Below are 16,385 nucleotides of genomic sequence, written 5' to 3' on the forward strand. Positions count from 1 at the left end.
TAGACGCGGAGGTGCGGCCACTCCGGTCGCCTCCCAGCCGATACTGACGATCATGCCATTGTGGATTCCCATCACCATCGCTGCCGCCTTTCTGCAGAATCTGCGGTCGGTGGTGCAAAAGCACCTCAAGGGCGTAATGGGCACCACGGGTGCCACCTTCGTCCGCTTCGGCTTCGGCTTTCCCTTCGCTCTCGCTTTTGTCGGCGTGCTGCATTTCGCGGTTGGCTACGAGTTGCCGGCGCTTAACAGGACCTTCTTCATCTGGGCGGTGGTCGGCGGCCTCGGCCAGATCGCCGCCACCTTCCTGCTGATCCACCTGTTCTCGTTCCGCAACTTTGCCGTCGGCACCGCCTATTCGCGCACCGAACCGGCGCAGGCAGCTCTCTTTGGTCTGCTCTTCCTTGGCGAGCGGGCGACAACAGGCGCCATTGCCGCGATTGCCATCAGCGTCTTCGGCGTGATGCTGATCTCGGTCGCCCATATGGCCTTCAATGTGCGGACGCTGGTGACCTCGGTCGCCAGCCGCAATGCTCTGATCGGCCTTGCCTCCGGCACGTTCTTCGGCATCTCGGCGGTCGCCTACCGTGCCGCCTCGCTGGCACTGGGCGGTCCCAATTTCATGATGCAGGCAGCGGTGACGCTGGCGGTGGTCATCGTCTTCCAGACGCTCTTGATGTTTGCCTGGATCGTCTGGAAGGAGCGCGACGAGCTGCCGCGCATCGCCAAGGCCTGGCGGCCGGCGCTGTTCACCGGCCTGGTGGGCGCTTCCGCATCCTTCGGCTGGTTCATGGCGATGACGCTGCAACAGGCTGCGATCGTCAAGTCGCTGGCCCAGATCGAGATGTTGTTCACCTTTGCGTCGTCGGTGTTCTTCTTCCGCGAGAAGATCAACCGGCTGGAGGTCGCCGGCTGCATCCTCATCGTCGGCGGCATCCTGGTGCTGCTCGCGGTCGGCTAGCTGCAGGTTTCACCCTTGCCCTGTCCCCGCTGAAGGGGGGAGAGGCGCGCGCGGGCAGGGGCGGATGAGGGCAGTGCCCTAGATCATCGATGGGTCGAGCGTCGGCTGGTCCTTGAAGCGCCCGATGATGCCGGCGATGTCGCCGCTCTGGAACGCGTCCTTGAGCGCATCGAAGGACGGCAGCACGAAATAGGCGCGCTGGAACTTGTCGATCTCGTAGGTCGTTCGCATCACCGTCTCGACATTGAACGGCACATGGTGCGCGTCGCGGCTTTCGACCGCGAACTGCAGCTCGGTGAAGGACGACATCAGGCCGGCGCCGAACGCCTTGAGCGGCTCGCCCGGTGCCTGCATCAGCCCGTATTCGACCGCGTACCAGTAGAGCCGGGTGATCATCTCGTCGCCGCCGAGCGCGATGTAGTCGCCGGCCTTCTCGCCGTAAAGCTGCATGAAGTCGGCGAAGGCCGGTTGGCTGAGCACCGGCACATGGCCGAAGAAATCGTGGAACATGTCTGGCTCGACGATGTAGTCGAGCTCTTCGCGCGTCCTCAGCCAGTTGGTGACGGGGAAACGGCGATTGGCGAGGTGATCGAAGAACGGCTGTGCCGGGATCAGGCCGGGCACCGCGACGATCTCCCAGCCGGTGAGCTTGCGCAGCTTGTCGCTGATCTCGTGGAAGTCGGGGATCTTTGCGGTCAGGCCGAGGGCCTCCATGCCGTCGAGATAGGAGTGGTGCGCCAGCCTTTCGGTGAGCTTGGTCTGGCGGTCGCACAGGGTGCGCCACACCTCCTGCTCGGCTGCGCTGTAGTCATATTTCTGCTCGACGGTGAAGTCCGAGCGGCACAGCGAATAGTCGCCGCGCAATCCCTGTTCGGCGCATTCGCGCGCATAGTCCTGAACGCTGACACCCACGACCTTTTCCTCCCCGGACATGGTTTCCGATAATGAGAGGATAGCTCCTGGTGCCGAGTGGAGTTCACTTCATTGCGAGAACTCTGGCTGAAATTGAGGTATATTCACCTTGACTGCAGGGACTGGGAGGAAATATGCCTCATCTCGACGATTACGAAATCCGCATGCTCGACATCCTGCAGCGCGACGGGCGCAAGCCGATCTCGGAGATCGCGCAGGAGATCGGGCTTTCCAACACGCCCTGTACCCGCCGCTTCGAGGCGTTGCAGGAAGCTGGTATCATCAAGGGTTTTTCGGCCCAGGTCAGCCGTCGCGCCGTCGGCCTGATGGTCGAAGTGTTCGTACAGGTCCGCCTGGTCAGCCACAGCGACGGCTCGCCGGAAAAATTCATCGCTGCCGTGCAGCGCATGGACGAGGTCTCGGCCTGCTGGACGATGACCGGTGACTACGACTTCCTGCTGCATGTCATGGTGCCCGAGGTCGACGATCTCAACGGCTTCGTCATGCACCGCCTGATGCGGCTGTCGGGCGTGCGCGACGTGCACACGCAACTCGTGCTGCAGAACATCAAGGGCCCGGGCCACGTGCCGCTCGCGCATCTGAAGCGGTAGCGCCCGCGGCCATTGCGCGGGCGCACCACGGCCTTTCAACCTTAAAAACCGACGATCGCGAACCGAAGCAGCAGCGAGGCGATGCCGAGCGCGATCAGCATGAAGCCGAGGCCGATTGGCGAGCCCCAGCCGTCCCAGGACATGGAGCGTTCCGCATATTTCCATTCTTCGTCCCGCGTCATCGGAACAGCGTGATGTTCGGTTGGCATGTCTGCCTCCTGCATGAGCTTGATTTTCCATGTGGTTCGCCGCATATTTCGCCTGTCGATGAAATATACGATAGATTGATATTTAGATGATCGAACTAAATTCGTCAAGCGTGGAACGGAATGCCCGCATGCATGCGATCACCCAGGCCGTCATGCGCTGGCAGGAGGCGACCCAGGCCTATGACGAGGCCGTCGGCGAGCGTGCCGGTTTGAACATCGCCGAGCGGCGGGCGCTGGCCTTGCTGATGGAGGGGGCACAGCCGGCAGGTGCCATTGCGACGGCAACGGCGCTGACGCCCGCCGCCGTAACGGCCCTGATCGACAGACTGGAAAAGCGGGACCTGGTCCGCCGGACGCGCAGCGCCGAGGACAGACGAAAGGTCATGGTCGAAGGCGGCGATGCCGCGCGCGAACTGGCCGAAACCTACTACGGACCGGTCGCCAGAGCGGGTGCTGCGATGCTAGATCGCTACAGCGATACGGAACTCGGCGTTATCGAGCGGTTCGTTCAGGACGCGCTCGCGCTGCAGGAGAAGGAACTGGCGCGCCTGTCGGGAGCTTGAGGCAGCGTCCGCGCGCATGCAGTGAGGCGAAGTCGATCGCTCGGCTTCGCCTCGATAGCGCTTCTTACGGAACGATCAGCGTGCCGGCGCCGTGTTCGGTGAACAGTTCGAGCAGCACCGAATGCGGGGTCTTGCCGTTGAGGATGACGACGCCTTCGACGCCGCGCTCGATAGCCTCGATGCAGGTCTCGACCTTGGGGATCATCCCGCCCGAGATCGTGCCGTCCCGGATCAGCGCCTTGGCGTCGGAGACGGTCAGCTCGTCAATCAGCTTCTTGTCCTTGTCGAGCACGCCGGGCACGTCGGTGAGGAACAGCAGCCGCGAGGCCTTGAGCGCGCCGGCGATGGCGCCTGCGAAGGTGTCGGCGTTGATGTTGTAGGTATGACCGTCACGTCCGGGGGCGACGGGGGCCAGTACCGGGATCATCTCCGAGCGCGCGAGCAGGTCGAGCAGCGTGCGGTCGACTTCGACCGGTTCGCCGACGAAGCCGAGGTCGAGCACCTTCTCGATGTTCGAATCGGGGTCGATCATGGTCTTCTTGGCCTTTTCGGCGAAGACCATGTTGCCGTCCTTGCCGCATAGGCCAATGGCCCATTCGCCCTCGGCGTTGATGAGGGCGACGATCTCCTTGTTGATCGAGCCGGCCAGGACCATCTCGACGATCTCGACCGTCTTCTGGTCGGTGACGCGCAGGCCGCCCTCGAATTTCGATTCGATGCCCATCTTGTTCAGCATCGCGCCGATCTGCGGGCCGCCGCCATGAACGACGATCGGATTGACGCCCGATTGCTTGAGCAGGGCGATGTCGCGGGCGAAGGCGCGGCCGAGCGTGACGTCGCCCATGGCATGGCCGCCATATTTCACCACGACCGTCTTGTTCTCGTAACGCTGCATGTAAGGCAGGGCTGCTGAAAGCAGGGCTGCCTGCATTTCGGCGTTGGCGGCGACGTTCGTCGACATCGGCATGATCCCGGATAGATGGATGATTTTGCGGGTCTTAGCCAAAAACCGGGCAAGGGGCAAATGGTTCGGTTGGTCCAAAGCGGCCGACGGCGAAGCTGCTTCGGGTTGCAGGATATGGCCGCGATAAACAGCAGTTGCAAATCGGCTAGCGCAACGTAACTTGGCGACAATGACGCCGCAGGACATCACCAAGCTGATAGTGCGGACTTCGATGAAGGATCGCGGAGCTTTCGATCTGCTTTACCGGCAGACGAGTGCGAAACTTTTCGGCGTCTGCCTGCGTGTATTGAATGACAGGGCAGAAGCCGAGGAGGCACTGCAAGAGGTCTTCGTCAAGATCTGGACGAAGGCCGACCGCTTCGCAGTATCCGATCTCAGCCCCATTTCGTGGCTCGTGGCCATCGCGCGCAACCATGCGATCGATCGCATCAGGGCGCGGCGACAGCCGACCGTTGCCATCGACGAGGCGATGGAGATCGCCGATCCGACGCCGGGGCCGGAGGCGGCCGCGGTTGCGGGCGACGAGGCCGGGCGCATACGAGGCTGCCTGGATGAGCTGGAACAGGACCGGGCTGCCGCCGTTCGCGGCGCCTATCTCAAGGGGGAGAGTTATGCCGAACTCGCGGAACGCCACGGCGTGCCGCTCAACACCATGCGTACCTGGCTGCGCCGCAGCCTGATCAAGCTCAGGGAATGTCTGGAAAGATGACACTGGCGGAAGACAACGGACCGGAACATGGAGGCGACGATATCGTTGCCGCCGAATATGTTCTCGGCGTGCTTACCGCCAACGAGCGGAGCCAGGCTGCCGCGCGCATCGACAACGAGCCCGGCTTTGCCCGGCTGGTCGATCGTTGGGAAGTTCATCTGTCGCCGCTTGCATCAGCTTATCCGGAAGTTACGCCGCCCGAGACGGTGAAACCGGCCATCGACCGCCGCCTGTTCAGCGGGGCCATCACGGCATCCGGGCCTGCTGCCTCGTCGAGCCTCTGGTCGAGCCTGGCTTTCTGGCGCGGGCTGGCCGCTGTCGCCGTGGCGGCGCTCGCCCTCTACGTCGCCGTGCCCTACATGGCCCCGCCGGCGGTTGCGCCGCAGGAGCGCATGGTGGCTTCGCTGGCTGCCGACGGCAGCGATGTCAAATACATGATCATGTATGACGAAAGGGCCGGCGAGATCGGCCTGTCGCATGTCGCCGGCGAGCGTGGCGCGGGCAAGGACTTCGAGCTCTGGATGATCGAGGGCACCAACGCGCCGGTGTCGATGGGCGTCATCCCCACCGGCACCACCATGAAGATGCCGGTCAAGGAAGACATGCGTCAGAAACTCGCTGCTGGGGCGGTGCTGGCCATCAGCCTCGAGCCCCAGGGTGGTTCGCCCACCGGCCTGCCAACCGGCCCCGTCGTCGCCGCGGGCGACCTGCGCAACATCTGATCCACCGTTCAAGTTTTGTCGGGCCGGGCTGAAACTTTGCCCGACGGCTGCTCGTTACTTTCTGTCTGTATGAATTAATATATTGATTTTGTTTGGAAAAAATTGATTTTCCTGAAACTTCCCGTGATCGGGACCGTATCTTCTTGTGTCTTTCCACAGCGGAAACAACCCCAAGGAGTTACGACATGCGTAAGATCTCTCTCGCTTTGCTTGCCGGCACCTTCTCTGCTCTCGCCACCTTCGCCTATGCCGAAAACCCGATGGTCGGCGGCGCTGCCATGTACGCCAACAAGAACATCGTCGAGAACGCGGTGAACTCGAAGGACCACACCACGCTCGTTGCTGCGGTCAAGGCTGCCGGTCTGGTCAAGACGCTGGAAGGCAAGGGCCCGTTCACGGTGTTCGCGCCGACCAACGAGGCCTTCGCCGCGCTGCCCAAGGGCACTGTCGAAACCCTGCTCAAACCTGAAAACAAGGACAAGCTGGCCAAGATCCTGACCTGCCATGTCGTCGGTGCCAAGGCGATGGCCGCCGACGTGATGAAGATGGTCAAGGACGACGGCGGCGCCCACAAGGTCAAGACTGCTGGCGGCTGCGAGCTGACACTCAAGGACGACGGTGGCAAGGTCACCGTTACCGACGAGAACGGCAATGTCGCCAACGTCACCATCGCCGATGTCGCTCAGTCGAACGGTGTCATCCATGTCATCGACAAGGTGTTGCTGCCCAAGATGTGAGCTCGCCTGACCGTGTGATTGCGCAGCATCGTTGCTCCCCGAGATGCCGCGCAATCAACCCCGGCGCCTCGCCTGCGGCTTCAAGTCGTGGCGGGGCGCTGATCGTTCAAGCCCAGTTGATTTCGCAGGCTGACGTCGGGAGCCTATGATGCGACAGGAGATATCAGATGAAACGCCGTACGTTTCTGCTGGGTGGCGCAGCATCCGCCGTTCTTTTCGCCACGTTGGGGCCGAGGCGCTTGATGCTCGGCGGACAGGCGCGGGCCGAGAGCTTCGAGGTGACCAGGACCGATGACCAGTGGCGCGCGACCCTGACACCGGCCCAGTTCGCCGTGCTGCGCCAGGAAGACACCGAAAGCCCCTGGACCAGCCAGCTGCTCAAGGAGCACCGCAAGGGCATCTTCCACTGCGCCGGCTGCGATCTCGCCGCCTATTCGTCTGAGGCCAAATACGACTCTGGCACGGGTTGGCCGAGCTTCTGGGAAGCCTTGCCCGATGCCATCGGCACCAAGACCGACACGTCGCTGCTGATGACCCGGACCGAGGTCCATTGCCGGCGCTGCGGCGGCCATTTCGGCCACATCTTCGACGACGGTCCCCAACCCACCGGCAAACGCCATTGCATCAACGGACTGGCGCTGACCTTCAAGCCGGCGACCGCCTAGCCGCCGTTGACCACCAGGGCGATCGCTGCCCGGAGTTCGTCCATGCCTTCGTTCTTTTCGGACGAAGTGGCGAGCACGACCGGGAAGGCGGCGGCGCGCTTCTTGATCTTGGCCAGCGTCTCCTCGATCAGCCTGGGCACGCCGGCCGCCTTGATCTTGTCGGTCTTGGTCAGCACGATCTGGTAGGAGATCGCCGCCTTGTCGAGCAGGGTCAGCACTTCCTCGTCGTTCTTCTTGATGCCGTGGCGGGAATCGATCAGCACATAGACGCGCTTGAGCGTCACGCGGCCGCGCAGATAGTCGAACACCAGCTTGGTCCAGGCGTCGACCTGCTCCTTCGGCGCTTTGGCATAGCCGTAGCCGGGCATGTCGACCAGCGCCATCGGCGGCAAATCGCCCTCGGCGCCGGAATAGCCATCGGGCACGAAGTAGTTGAGCTCCTGGGTGCGTCCCGGCGTGTTCGACGTGCGCGCCAGTCCACCCTGGCGGACCAGCCCGTTGATAAGCGACGACTTGCCGACATTGGAACGGCCGGCAAAGGCGATTTCGGGCGGCCCCTCTGGCGGCAGGAACTTCATCGCCGGCACACCGCGGATGAAGATCCACGGCCGGGTGAATGTCTCGGTATCGACCGGGGGCCTTGTCAAAGTCTGTTCGTTCAAACCGCAGCCTCCAGCTGAGCAATATCCGAGCCGCGAATGGCGTTCAGGTTGCGACCGATCTTTTCGACGGGCCAGTTCCACCATGCAATTGCCAGCAGCTTCTCGATGGTCTTGTCGTCGAAACGCTTCTTGACGACGGCCGAAGGATTTCCGGCAACGATCGCATACGGCGGTACATGCCGGCTGACAACCGATTTCGCAGCAATGATGGCGCCGTCGCCGATATGGACGCCGGGCAGGATCACCGCTTCCATGCCGATCCACACGTCATTGCCGATGATCGTGTCGCCGCGCACCTCCTGCCGCCAGGTGTCGACGTCGAAGCCGTCTTCCCAGCCATGTCCGAAGATGTTGAAGGGGTAGGTCGAAAAGCCCGACATCGCATGGTTGGCGCCGTTCATGATGAAGCGCGCGCCTTCGGCGATGGCACAGAACTTGCCGATGATCAGCTTGTCGCCGATGAACGGATAGTGGTGCAGCACGCATTTCTGCTGGAACAGGTCCGGGCCTTCGGGATCGTCATAGTAGGTGAAGTCGCCGATCTCGATGTTGCCGGCGTCGACGAGGGGCTTGAGGAAGCCGACGCGCTTGTGCATCGGCATCGGGTGCTTGATCGAAGGGTTGGGTCCATGCATGGCAGCTCTTCCATGTGACGGCGAACAGGATGGCAGTATAGCGCGGTCCGACGCAATGCCGACATCGCTACCGGTTCATCTTTGCCGGATGGCTATTGGGGGCGTCTCGTGGGCATTCGCGCAGGGGAGGGGCCGGGAAACCGGGGTCTCGCAAGGGACCTGCAAGACCCCGGCCTTGCCGAGACGGTTTTGTGCCAGCCGGGGGGAGGCCGGCGGACCGCCACCCCGCAGAACAAGCCTGGGAGGCACCTGGCAATAACGCGGCATCGCGGCAAAGAGTTTCAGCGCCCCGATGCCTGACAGCACAAAAGAAAAAGCCCCGGAAGTTCCGGGGCTTTTCGATTGCCTTGGCTGCTATTCGGCCGGCTTGGGCTTTTTCTTGAACAGCGTTCCGAGATTGTCCCACAGTTCGATCTTGGCGCCCTGGCGCTTCATGATGAAGCCCTGCTGCAGGATCGACAACGTGTTGTTCCAGGCCCAGTACAGCACCAGACCGGCAGGGAAACCCGCCATCATGAAGGTGAAGATGATTGGCATCCAGGTGAAGATCGCGGCCTGGGTCGGATCCGGAGGCGTTGGGTTCATGCGCATCTGCAGGAACATGGTCACGCCCATGATGAGCGGCCACACGCCGATCATCAGGAAGGCAGGCACGCCCCACGGCAGCAGGCCGAACAGGTTGAACAGCGACGTCGGATCCGGTGCGGCCAGGTCGTGGATCCAGCCGAAGAACGGCGCATGCCGCATTTCGATTGTGACGTAGAGCACCTTGTAGAGCGCGAAGAACACCGGGATCTGGATCAGCACCGGCCAGCAGCCTGCCAGCGGGTTGATCTTCTCGGTCTTGTACAGCTCCATCATCGCCTGCTGCTGCTTCATCTTGTCGTCCGCATATTTCTCGCGGATTTCAAGCATCTTCGGCTGCACCTTCTTCATGTTCGCCATCGACTTGTACGACTTGTTGGCGAGCGGGAAGAAGATGGCCTTGACGATGACGGTGGTGGCCAGGATGGCCAGGCCGAAATTGCCGAGGAACTTGTAGAGCGTGTCGATCAGCCAGAACATCGGCTTGGTGATGAAGTAGAACCAGCCCCAGTCGATCATCAGGTTGAACTGACGGATCTGGCGGTCCTTTTCATAGGCGTTGATCTTGGCCACTTCCTTGGCGCCGGCGAACATCAGCGTCTCGACCGTGGCCGACTGGCCGGCCGCGACCGTGATCGGGTCGGTCAGGTAGTCCGACTGATAGCGCGGACGGCCGTCGTCGAAATAGGAGAAGCGCGGCTGGAACGCCTGCTTGCCCGAGGGCACGAGTGCAGCTGCCCAATATTTGTCGGTGATGCCGAGCCAGCCGTCGGTGGACTTGCCGGGCAGGACCTGCTTGTCCTTCTCGATGGTCGCGTACTTCAGTTCCTGCAGGCCTTCGGTGCCGGTGACGCCGATCAGGCCTTCGTGCAGCACGTAGGTCGAGGCATGCAGCGGCTTGTCGAAGCGGGTGATGCGGCCGTAGTTGGCCAGCGACACGTCGGCGCTGCCGGCGTTCGTCACCGTGTCGGTGATGGTGAACATGTAGTCCTGGTCGACCGCGATCTGACGCTTGAAGGTCAGGCCCTTGTCGTTGACATAGGTCAGCGTGACCGGGGTCGCGGGCGTCAGCGTCTGGTTGCCTTCGGCGGTCCAGACGGTGTCGGGGCCAGGCACGGTGCCGGTCGCCTCGCTGCCGACGAAACCGATTTCGCCGTAGAAGCCGGATGGCAGCGACTGCGGGTTCAGCAGTTCGATGATCGGCGAGTTCGGCTCGACCGTGACCCGGTAATCCTTGAGGCTGAGGTCGTCGACGCGTGCGCCGGTGAGATTGATCGAGCCCTTGAGGCTCGGCGTGTCGATGGCGACGCGATTGGAGGTGGCGACGGCCTGGGCACGGTCAGCGGGGGCTGCACCCTGGACTGCAGGCGTGCCGGGCACGCCTGCCTGCGGCTGGGTGGTCGGAACGCTGCCTGCGGTGCCGGCCGGCTGGGCAGCCTTCTGCTCCTGCGCGACCCGTTCGGCCTGAACGCGTGCTGCCTCGCGCTGCGTCTCGACGCGCGGGTTCATGTAGAACACCTGCCAGAGCGTCAGGATCAGCACCGACAAGGCGATGGTGATAAAGAAATTACGGTTGTTTTCCATCGAAAGCCCTTATCGCGTTCCGCGAATGCGCCGAGAAAGTTCGGCCGTGATCTGGCCGAAAGGGGCGGTGAGCACATCTTCGCGCCCGACGATCACATAGTCTTTGCCGGCGGCCATGTCACCTGCGGCATGTGTACGAACGGCTTCCCTGAGGCGCCGTTTGACACGATTGCGGACAACCGCATTGCCGACCTTCTTGGTGACGGTATAGCCGACCCTCGGCCCCGCTTGGTCGTCGCGATCCAAAACCTCGACGAGAAAAAACCGCCCGCGCCGCTTGTCACCGCGGCGGACGGCCAGAAACTGTTTTCTTTTCAGAAGCCGTTCGGGGCCGCGTCCGTGCGGAGCAGACCCCTCTGGCTTGCCGTCAGCGGGCAAGGTTCCCGCCTATGGCTTAGGCGGAGAGCCGCTTGCGGCCGCGGTTGCGGCGAGCTGCGACGACGCCACGACCACCCTTGGTTGCCATGCGAGCACGGAAACCATGACGGCGCTTACGGACGAGTTTGGACGGCTGATAGGTACGCTTCATTTGTTTTTATACCGCGGGGTGCGGCCCTTCTTGATTCTGTCACTTTGTAACAGGAGCTTGGCTCGGCTTGCTTCTACGCGATCAAAAACCGCGACGGAAGCGGGGCCCGAGCGTGAGCGGGCTTATAAAAAGAAGGTGTGGCGGAGTCAATCCGGCTGCCGATCGCCACTTCAGGTTGCCGGCGGTGCGATGAACATGCCGTCTGCGCCAGCGAATTGGTCGGCTCTGTATCTTCTTTGTCGTTCGTGGAATTTGCAAGTGCGCGGCGATAACCTATCTTTGCCCGTGAAGGGAAGGTTTCCGCGTCGAGCGGCGTTCCTTCTTGAGAGGCAACCGGCATCCCCCGGTGCGGGATTGCAGCAAAGGCGCAGATGACTGAAGCAGCCGATACCGTTGCCGATGCCGGCAAGCAGGCTGAACGCTCGGTCCCGCTGTCGCGCGGCCTGTCGAGCAAGTTGCTGTTGCTGACCGTTGCCTTCGTGCTTTTCGCCGAAGTCCTGTTCTTCCTGCCGTCGATCTCCTCGTTCCGTATCCGCTGGCTCGAGGAGCGGCTGGCGACCGCGGCGGCCGTCGCCACCATCCTGGTCCAGGGCGACCCCACGACGCTGTCGCGCTCTGCCCAGAATGACGTGCTGATGGCCATCGGCGCCAAGGCGATCGCCGTACGTGACGGCGGCGTTTCGCGCCTGCTCGTCGTTTCGGAAATGCCGCCGCAGGTCGACGAGCACATCGACATTTCCAACGCCACGGTGCTCGGCTCGATGCCGGCCGCGATCGACACTCTGCTTTTCGGCGGCAGCCGCATGCTGCGCGTCTACGGTCCGGTCGGCGACAGCACCAAGGAATTCGAGCTTGTGCTGCCCGACTATCGCCTGCACAGGGCCATGCTCGCCAATGCGCGCTATATCGCGGTCGTTTCGCTGCTGATCTCGCTGTTTACCGCAGCGCTGCTCTATGGCGCCATCGACCGCATCATGATCGGGCCGATCCGCAACATGACGCGTTCGATGCTGACCTTCTCCGGCGCACCCGACGATCCGGCAGGCGTGATCGTGCCCGAGCCGCGTGCCGACGAGATCGGCGTCGCCGAACGCGAGCTGTCGATGATGCAGGCGCGGCTGCAGAAGATGCTGAGCGAGCAGAAGCACCTGGCCGATCTCGGCCTCGCCGTGTCCAAGATCAATCATGACATGCGCAACATCCTGGCCTCGGCGCAGCTGATGTCAGACCGCTTGCGCGTGGTGAAGGACCCTTCGGTGCAGGCCTTTGCGCCCAAGCTGGTGCGCACGCTCGACCGTGCAGTTGCCTATTCCGAGAACGTGCTGGCCTATGGCCGTGCGCAGGAGCCGCCGCCGGCACGCCGCCGCCTGCGGCTGCGCCAGCTTGTCGACGACGTCCATGGCCTGCTCGGCCTCGATCCCGAACAGGGCATCGAATTCTCCAACGCCATCGATTCGGATTTCGAGATCGATGCCGATGCCGACCAGCTGTTTCGGGTTCTGACCAATCTCTGCCGCAACTCGGTCCAGGCGATGGCTGGCGTCTCCGACAATGCCATCGTCAACCGCCTGACGGTCCAGGCGGAGAGGGAAGGCAGCGTCAGCCGCATCCTGGTTGCCGACACCGGCCCGGGCCTGCCGCAAAAGGCGCGCGAAAACCTCTTTGCCGCCTTCCGCGGCTCGGCCCGCAGCGGCGGCACCGGCCTCGGGCTGGCAATTGCCTACGAGCTCGTGCGCGCCCATGGCGGCATGCTCGAGCTGGTCGAAAGTGCTGGCGGCCGCACGGTCTTTGCCGTCTCCATCCCCGACCAGCCGGTGCGGCTCGACGACGCCCGCAGCAACCTGCGCCGTCCGGCCTGACGAAAAAACTTTGCCGGCAGCGGCTTGCAATTCGCAAATCCAGCCGCTAGGTAGCGCCCATCGCTGCGGTCGATCGGCCGGAGCGTGTTGGCCGTCCAAACGGCCTGTTGCGCGCCCGTAGCTCAGCTGGATAGAGCACCAGACTACGAATCTGGGGGTCAGAGGTTCGAATCCTTTCGGGCGCGCCATTTCTTTTTCCCAATCCGGAACACAGCTACGCACAGGGCTCGCCATTGGTCCCTGAAGCGCATGCGGCGCCTCCCCCACCACAATGCTGTGCTCGGGCGCGGCAGCACGCCTGTGGAACTGGACTACCGCCACGGGCGACTTTCCGCACACCATGAAACTTGGAGTTCCGTCCGGGGACGCGTGATATCCATCGCCCGCGCCAAGATTGCGCGAGGGGGCTGGCCTAGCGATATCGGTGCCCATCGTCTTGCCGGCATGCCTGCCGCGGCGTAAACGGCAGCTTTTTGAAATTGCAGCATTTCCGGTTACGCTATTGCATTCTTTCGCCTCTGACTTTGCTCCGCATGCCTATACTGCTGACCGCCTGGCCCAGATGCAGGGTTTCCTGAACGGGCTTGCCCTGGCCGCGGGCGATCTGCTCGAGACGCATCTCGCATTCCCCCGGGAGGTCCATTACGTCGCCGACCTGCAGCGCTGGCTGCTCAGTCAGATGACGGTCGCCATGCATTTCGAGCATGAGCGCGATCCGGCGTTGCCGCCGATTTCCCCCAAGAATCTGATCGGGGCTCTCAAGGAGACGCGGATCGCCAGCCGCAACACGGTCCACTCCTTTCTGCAGGAGTTGAAGCGTTACGGTTTTGTCGTGCCGATGCCGAGCCTGGACAACCGCAACAGGCATTCACGGGCGACCGAGATGAGCGAACAACTGATCCGGCGCTATTTCGACATTCACCTGAGGGCGCTCGACCTGGTCGACAGCGGGCAGCGTTTTGCCTTGTCCTGTCGGGCGCCGCAGCTTTTGCCCCATGCTCAGCCTCGTTTCGTGCGGTTGTTGCTGGCGCAGGAGGAGTGGCACAGGCCGCCACAAAGCATCGCAAAATTCGTGCGTTCCGATTCAGGCAGCAGCGTGCTGCATGACCTGATCAAGGCCGTGCCGTCGCTGTCGTCGGACATGATGTCGCCGATCTGGGTCGGAAAGGTGTCGCCCAACGCGCTGTCGCAGCGCTACCGCCTCTCGAGAACGCACGCCGCGCGGCTGTTCGCGCAGGCGAGGGAGACTGGCCTCCTGGGCTGGAAGAACAAAAGCAATCGGGGCGATTGCTGGATCTCGCCCGATCTGGTCCGTGCCTACCGCCACTGGCAGGCGCTTAAACTGGCTGCGGTTTCGCAAGCCTTCCGTGAGGCCTGCGAAACCGCCGATCTTCACCCCCTGGCTGCCTGACCGGCTGTCGAAGGGGAGGGCCGCCGAGCTTACTCGTGGATCGTGTACGAGCCCATCTCGCAGAGGTCCTGCGTGTCGGTGGTCGTGTCGAGGTCCGAGCCCTCTTCGAATTCGAACTTCATGTCGTATTTGCAGACGTCGCGGCCGTCGGCGATGGTGATCTCGATGCTGTCGCCCGGGTTGAGCACCTGCTTGCCGAACACGTCGCCTTCCCAGCTTTCCACGCCGACCGGCGAGGTATAGAAGCGCGTCAGAACCGACTTGGTGCCGTTCTTGAGCGTGAAGACGAGATCTTCGGCCTTGGCAGGCGCCGACGCGAGGACGACCGTCGCCAAGGCAATGGCGAAGCTGAATTGTTTCATGATTTCATCCAGTTATGGGTTGTGAGACGTGTTCTCGGCAGCGATGTACACGAGCGTCGAACCCAGTTGAAGCTGGCTGCCGTTCCATGTTTGGCACTATCGGAGTTGGCGGGCGCCGGGTGAGGGAACGATGCCCTTGCCGGAGACCGGTGCCTGAGGCCGTCGGGCCCCGGTAGGGAATTTCGGTCAAGTAGCTGCGCGGTTTCTCGGCAGATGCCCGCGAGCGCGGCGGTTGACGCGAAGGTGCCGGCCACATCCCCAAAAAAGTTTGTCGGCCGCTTGCAATTCGCAAATCCAGCCGCTAGGTAGCGCCCATCGCTGCGGTCGACCGGCCGGAGCGTGTTGGCCGTCCAAACGGCCTGTTGCGCGCCCGTAGCTCAGCTGGATAGAGCACCAGACTACGAATCTGGGGGTCAGAGGTTCGAATCCTTTCGGGCGCGCCATTTCTTCTCCCGACGCTTCTTTTCCAGCCAACCTCGCTTTCGGCTGTTGCGTTGCGCTGCCTCTCCCTTTGCATGTTGTTTGACCAACAATGATGTGCGTTGCACAACATTTGGAGTTGCACGTTAGCTGCCACGAAAATAGGCTCGCTCGTCCCTCCGCGCGCCCTGCCGGCGCCAGGGCGTCGAAACAGCAGAGGCTTCAAATGACACGATTTCACACCCTCCTCGCGGCTGGCGTTGCCGGCCTCGCGACGACGCTCGTCGCCGCGCCGGCTCTGGCCCAGGGCAAGACGCTGACCATCTCCTGGTGGGGCTTCAACGGCGACAAGCTCGACGAGTACATCATCAAGCCGTTCAAGGAGAAGTGCGGCTGCGAGATCGTGTTCGAGACCGGCAACAACGCCGACCGCCTGAACAAGATCAAAATCCGCAACGGCGAGGGCGTCGACGTCGCCTACTTCACGGACGCCTATTCGCAGATCGGCATCAAGGAAGGCCTGTTCCAGCCGATCGACAAGTCGAAGGTGCCGAACCTCGACGGCCTCTATGATCTCGCCAAGGCTCCCCAGGGCGAATTCGGCCCGGCCTACACCATCGGCCGCGTCGGCGTGATCTACGACACTGCCAAGGTGAAGACGCCGGTCACCTCCTGGAACGACCTCTGGAAGGAAGACTTCAAGAGCGCGCTGTCGCTGCCGGGTATCACCACCACCGCCGGCCCGATGGCCGTCATGATTGCTGGCATCCATGCCGGCGTCGACCCGTTTGCCGACACCGACGGCGCGTTCAAGGCGGTCGAGGCGCTGAAGCCCAACGTCGTCAAGAACTACAACACCGGCTCCGAGCTGGTGAATCTGTTCTCGACTGGCGAAATCTCGGCTGCTGTCGCCCAGGACTTCACGCTCGCCCAGATTCAGGCTGCCGTGCCGACCGCCGCATGGGCCAATCTCTCTGACGGCGCCATCGCCACGCTGAACACCATCAACATCCCGAAGGGCGCTGCCAACGTTGAACTCGCCCACGAGTTCATCAACTTCGTGCTGTCGAAGGAAGTGCAGCAGAAGACTGCCGAGAACGGCGTTGATGCGCCTGTCGTCAAGGCTGTCGAGCTGACGCCCGAGCAGGCCAAGCTGTGGACCTATGGCGCCGACATGATCGCGTCGCTGAAGCAGGTCGACTACGAGAAGCTCAACACGGCCAAGACCGAGTGGGTTGATCGCTGGAACGAAGTCTTCGGTATGTAAGACCAAACGACGGGGAAGGGC

General features: G+C 62.7%; 19 protein-coding genes and 2 tRNA genes. 12 read left to right on the top strand and 9 right to left on the bottom strand.

Annotation, left to right across the window (positions count from 1 at the left end):
• Positions 1-52 precede the first annotated feature (52 nt).
• Positions 53-958 carry a DMT family transporter gene (locus NDO48_RS14865; RefSeq protein ID WP_026226837.1) on the top strand — a complete coding sequence of 302 codons (906 nt, stop codon included), beginning with the start codon at positions 53-55 and terminating at the stop codon, positions 956-958.
• Positions 959-1,036: 78 nt separating this feature from the next.
• Here the strand turns inward: NDO48_RS14865 and phhA are convergent, their stop codons facing one another.
• The gene (phhA, locus tag NDO48_RS14870) at positions 1,037-1,891 is read right to left on the bottom strand and encodes a phenylalanine 4-monooxygenase (protein WP_267321715.1); all 855 of its coding nucleotides are present in this window, start codon (positions 1,889-1,891) and stop codon (positions 1,037-1,039) included.
• A gap of 113 nt (positions 1,892-2,004) precedes the next feature.
• On the opposite strand from phhA, the gene NDO48_RS14875 reads away from it, so the two are divergent.
• The gene (locus NDO48_RS14875; protein ID WP_267321716.1) at positions 2,005-2,481 is read left to right on the top strand and encodes an Lrp/AsnC family transcriptional regulator; all 477 of its coding nucleotides are present in this window, start codon (positions 2,005-2,007) and stop codon (positions 2,479-2,481) included.
• A gap of 41 nt (positions 2,482-2,522) precedes the next feature.
• Here NDO48_RS14875 and NDO48_RS14880 read toward each other — a convergent pair whose 3' ends face one another.
• Entirely contained in the window at positions 2,523-2,690 is a 168-nt protein-coding gene (locus NDO48_RS14880) for a hypothetical protein (protein ID WP_198292841.1), read from the bottom strand.
• A gap of 128 nt (positions 2,691-2,818) precedes the next feature.
• Here NDO48_RS14880 and NDO48_RS14885 point away from each other — a divergent pair, with 128 nt between their 5' ends.
• The gene (locus NDO48_RS14885; RefSeq protein ID WP_267321717.1) at positions 2,819-3,253 is read left to right on the top strand and encodes a MarR family transcriptional regulator; all 435 of its coding nucleotides are present in this window, start codon (positions 2,819-2,821) and stop codon (positions 3,251-3,253) included.
• Between the two features lie 64 nt (positions 3,254-3,317).
• Here the strand turns inward: NDO48_RS14885 and argB are convergent, their stop codons facing one another.
• Positions 3,318-4,220, bottom strand: coding sequence for an acetylglutamate kinase (argB, locus tag NDO48_RS14890; protein ID WP_018426295.1), 903 nt, complete (start codon positions 4,218-4,220; stop codon positions 3,318-3,320).
• A 166-nt stretch (positions 4,221-4,386) separates the two neighbouring features.
• On the opposite strand from argB, the gene NDO48_RS14895 reads away from it, so the two are divergent.
• From NDO48_RS14895 to msrB, 4 genes are all read left to right on the top strand, one after another.
• The gene (locus NDO48_RS14895; protein ID WP_018426296.1) at positions 4,387-4,926 is read left to right on the top strand and encodes a sigma-70 family RNA polymerase sigma factor; all 540 of its coding nucleotides are present in this window, start codon (positions 4,387-4,389) and stop codon (positions 4,924-4,926) included.
• Complete coding sequence (locus tag NDO48_RS14900; RefSeq protein ID WP_267321718.1) at positions 4,923-5,648, top strand: anti-sigma factor; 726 nt, start codon at positions 4,923-4,925, stop codon at positions 5,646-5,648. The genes NDO48_RS14895 and NDO48_RS14900 overlap by 4 nt, the downstream gene beginning before the upstream one ends.
• 185 nt (positions 5,649-5,833) lie before the next feature.
• On the top strand, positions 5,834-6,385 hold the full coding sequence (locus NDO48_RS14905) for a fasciclin domain-containing protein (RefSeq protein WP_026226840.1): 552 nt from the start codon (positions 5,834-5,836) through the stop codon (positions 6,383-6,385).
• Between the two features lie 167 nt (positions 6,386-6,552).
• Positions 6,553-7,050 carry a peptide-methionine (R)-S-oxide reductase MsrB gene (msrB, locus tag NDO48_RS14910; protein ID WP_018426299.1) on the top strand — a complete coding sequence of 166 codons (498 nt, stop codon included), beginning with the start codon at positions 6,553-6,555 and terminating at the stop codon, positions 7,048-7,050.
• On the opposite strand, the gene yihA is transcribed toward msrB, so the two are convergent.
• The 5 genes from yihA to rpmH form a co-directional block, all read right to left on the bottom strand.
• Positions 7,047-7,712: a ribosome biogenesis GTP-binding protein YihA/YsxC gene (gene yihA / locus NDO48_RS14915; RefSeq protein ID WP_267321719.1), complete on the bottom strand. Its 666-nt coding sequence runs from the start codon at positions 7,710-7,712 to the stop codon at positions 7,047-7,049. The two genes, msrB and yihA, sit on opposite strands and share 4 nt — an antisense overlap.
• Positions 7,709-8,347: a CatB-related O-acetyltransferase gene (locus tag NDO48_RS14920; protein WP_018426301.1), complete on the bottom strand. Its 639-nt coding sequence runs from the start codon at positions 8,345-8,347 to the stop codon at positions 7,709-7,711. The genes yihA and NDO48_RS14920 overlap by 4 nt, the downstream gene beginning before the upstream one ends.
• A gap of 354 nt (positions 8,348-8,701) precedes the next feature.
• Positions 8,702-10,516, bottom strand: coding sequence for a membrane protein insertase YidC (gene yidC, locus NDO48_RS14925; protein WP_018426302.1), 1,815 nt, complete (start codon positions 10,514-10,516; stop codon positions 8,702-8,704).
• Positions 10,517-10,525: 9 nt separating this feature from the next.
• A complete protein-coding gene (rnpA, locus tag NDO48_RS14930) occupies positions 10,526-10,894 on the bottom strand; it encodes a ribonuclease P protein component (RefSeq protein WP_026226842.1) in 369 nt (122 codons plus the stop codon).
• Between the two features lie 16 nt (positions 10,895-10,910).
• Positions 10,911-11,045, bottom strand: a complete 135-nt coding sequence (gene rpmH / locus NDO48_RS14935; RefSeq protein WP_008833937.1) for a 50S ribosomal protein L34 — start codon at positions 11,043-11,045, stop codon at positions 10,911-10,913.
• A gap of 371 nt (positions 11,046-11,416) precedes the next feature.
• On the opposite strand from rpmH, the gene NDO48_RS14940 reads away from it, so the two are divergent.
• From NDO48_RS14940 to NDO48_RS14950, 3 genes are all read left to right on the top strand, one after another.
• Positions 11,417-12,904, top strand: a complete 1,488-nt coding sequence (locus tag NDO48_RS14940; protein WP_018426304.1) for a sensor histidine kinase — start codon at positions 11,417-11,419, stop codon at positions 12,902-12,904.
• A 111-nt stretch (positions 12,905-13,015) separates the two neighbouring features.
• Positions 13,016-13,092 (top strand) — tRNA-Arg (locus tag NDO48_RS14945).
• A gap of 236 nt (positions 13,093-13,328) precedes the next feature.
• Positions 13,329-14,315, top strand: coding sequence for a hypothetical protein (locus tag NDO48_RS14950; RefSeq protein ID WP_157632682.1), 987 nt, complete (start codon positions 13,329-13,331; stop codon positions 14,313-14,315).
• Between the two features lie 29 nt (positions 14,316-14,344).
• Here NDO48_RS14950 and NDO48_RS14955 read toward each other — a convergent pair whose 3' ends face one another.
• The gene (locus NDO48_RS14955) at positions 14,345-14,677 is read right to left on the bottom strand and encodes a hypothetical protein (protein ID WP_018426341.1); all 333 of its coding nucleotides are present in this window, start codon (positions 14,675-14,677) and stop codon (positions 14,345-14,347) included.
• Positions 14,678-15,043: 366 nt separating this feature from the next.
• Between NDO48_RS14955 and NDO48_RS14960 the strand changes: the two genes are divergently transcribed.
• Together NDO48_RS14960 and NDO48_RS14965 are read left to right on the top strand one after the other, a co-directional pair.
• Positions 15,044-15,120 (top strand) — tRNA-Arg (locus NDO48_RS14960).
• A gap of 203 nt (positions 15,121-15,323) precedes the next feature.
• Positions 15,324-16,364, top strand: a complete 1,041-nt coding sequence (locus NDO48_RS14965; RefSeq protein ID WP_018426342.1) for an ABC transporter substrate-binding protein — start codon at positions 15,324-15,326, stop codon at positions 16,362-16,364.
• Positions 16,365-16,385 lie beyond the last annotated feature (21 nt).

Source organism: Aminobacter sp. MET-1, from assembly GCF_026521175.1.
Classification (GTDB): Bacteria; Pseudomonadota; Alphaproteobacteria; order Rhizobiales; family Rhizobiaceae; genus Aminobacter.